The 2,410-nt window shown below is 40.5% G+C and carries 2 protein-coding genes; both read left to right on the top strand.

What is annotated here, in order from left to right; genetic code table 11:
- The first annotated feature begins 85 nt into the window (after positions 1–85).
- Positions 86–526, top strand: coding sequence for a cyanase (gene cynS, locus HH682_RS15330; RefSeq protein WP_214238351.1), 441 nt, complete (start codon positions 86–88; stop codon positions 524–526).
- Between the two features lie 375 nt (positions 527–901).
- Positions 902–2,068 (top strand): MFS transporter, encoded by a 1,167-nt coding sequence (locus tag HH682_RS15325; RefSeq protein ID WP_214238350.1) that lies wholly within the window; start codon positions 902–904, stop codon positions 2,066–2,068.
- Positions 2,069–2,410: the final 342 nt, after the last annotated feature.

Here is a 2,410-nt window from a genome sequence, read left to right as displayed (position 1 = left end):
CACAATAGAGCTACATGAAAAAGTCATCGGGGCCTTCATTGAAAAATATATGTTCTACTAATTGGAGTCATTACCGGAATATATAATGAGAGATGAAATTACCAAACGTATTTTATGTCAAAAAGTCATTAACGGTATTAAATGGAAGGATGTTGCAGATGAAATCGGATGTTCCAAGGAATGGACTGCAGCTGCCTGCTTAGGGAATATGAAATTTAGTCAGGATCAGGCTCAAAAAATAACGCAAATCTTTCAGCTGGATGACGAGGATACGAAGTGGCTTCAGCAAATTCCTGCCCGAGGGTGTCAGGCTGATTCGCTTAAAAATGATCCTCTCATTTACAGATGGCAAGAAATTATTTCGGTTTATGGACCCGCTTTAAAAGAAATTATCCAGGAGGAATTCGGCGATGGGATTATGAGTGCGGTCGATTTCACCATGGACATACAAAAAATTGCTTCGCCTACAGGCGACAGGGTGGAAGTTACCCTTTCCGGAAAGTTTCTTCCTTACCGTAATTTCTGAGAATAATTGATTCGAGCATTAGTTTGTACCGGCTACAGATAACTTCCGTATGGCGAACGGCCTCAATCCGGTCGTCATAATATCAAATTATTTTTATATATTTCCTTGTGTTGAATAGCGCTTGTAACAAAAAATCCTTGCATTACAGCGTTTGAAAATGGGGAATGCTTTATTTAAATTTGTATATATCACTAATTTACCAGGAAATTTCATCGAGGAGTCGTATTCACTTAGATAATGAATAGATTTTTTTGTTAAAAAAAAGTTGCGCTGATTAATTTAATTGATCTAATGTGTCCTAGCACTCTTGGATAGGGAACTATAGGAAACTGACCGGATTATATTCATAATTTTTTTAATGGCAGGGAGCGTACAATGTCTGCAAAGTTACATATCGTGTTACTAACAATAGCACTGTTCATTGGCACATTTGCTGTTAATCTTCAGACCCCTTTGTACAGCGCCTATGCGGCTAAAAGTGGTGTTGGTGCCACCGCAGTGACTCTGGCGTTTGCAGCTTATGTCGCCGGTCTGATGCCAACCCTGCTTTTCCTGGGAGGATTGTCCGACCGAATTGGAAGAAGGATTCCCGTTGCAGTCGCTCTGGCACTTGGAGTTCTGGCAACCGCTTTGTTGGTAATGTATCCAAACTGGGTAAGCCTCTTTTTTGCTAGGGTTTTACTTGGAATAGGCACAGGGCTAATTACTACCGCCGGTACTGCATACATGTCTGAAATTATGGAAGGAGACGAATCACTCCGGGCTCCGCTAATCGTCACATCCGCAACCTCCCTAGGATTCGGGAGTGGTGCATTGGCAACAAGTATCAGCCTTAAAGTTCAGGGAGAAACGCTGTTACCCGCTAGCTTTATTATCTTTTTCATCATAGCCTTAACGGTCATTCTCTTAATGAAGACGATGCCGCTATCTTTACGGCGCCGAAATGTGTCCCTATTCAGGTTTCCCTTTTACCCGGTCAACACCTCTGTGTATGGTCTTGCTATGTCAGCTGCGTGGGCTACGACCGGAATGATTATCGCGGTTATTCCACTTGAGTTGACTCGACTTCAACTCAATGAATACAGTGGGTTAGTAGTTTTTCTTGCAATATTTGTGGGTTTTCTTTGTCAGCCAGCGGCAAAAAGATGTAGTAGAGAAAATGCGCTTTCTTCAGGAATGATCATGACGGTAGTGGGATTTATAGTCATCTTGGGTGGCATTTGGACCTCCTCTATTTCTCTAATCCTCATTGGTACGGGGATCACGAGTGCTTCTAGTTATGGTTTTACATATCTTTCATCACTTTCTGCATTCTCTCTGACGGCAGGTAATGAAAAGGCCAGGGCAACGGCGGGATTATTTGTTTATGCCTATATAGGTTTTTCTCTACCGGTGATCGCGAGCGGTGCGCTTGCAGATAAGTATGGTCTTGAACCAGCCATAACTATTTTTTCAGTATTTCAGACTGTAACTGTAATTTTAATTCTTTCACTAATTAAAAAAAATAAGATTAGAAATATTAATCATCAAATTAAAAGTTGAGCTTCCCAAGAATGATTTATCTCGTTTCAAGGAATAGTTATCGTGAAAATTCAAAATACTTCAACTCTTTTAGACCAAAATACAGCTTTTAATAGTCCAATTCTCTGGCATAAAGAAGTTACAGCGTCTCTCGAGTCCAGTTTAAGTAATGTAGGTTTTCCCTGTGTCTTTTCTAAGAGCATTCAGGAAAGGTATCATTAAGTTCTTATTCGTCGAAAATATTAGAGATACGGGGGTAATCCCCCCATTTTTAACGGAGGTAATAAGTAGAATCAGTTAACACGTTGAATATGCTGTATCGGTGTAAAACCATTCAGTGCCATATTCGGTCGTTCATGATTA

The sequence above is a fragment of the Rosenbergiella gaditana genome (genome assembly GCF_018494065.1).
In the GTDB taxonomy this organism is placed as follows: domain Bacteria; phylum Pseudomonadota; class Gammaproteobacteria; order Enterobacterales; family Enterobacteriaceae; genus Rosenbergiella; species Rosenbergiella gaditana.
Note: the sequence above shows the minus strand (reverse complement) of the source record. Positions and strands in the feature narration are given on the sequence as shown.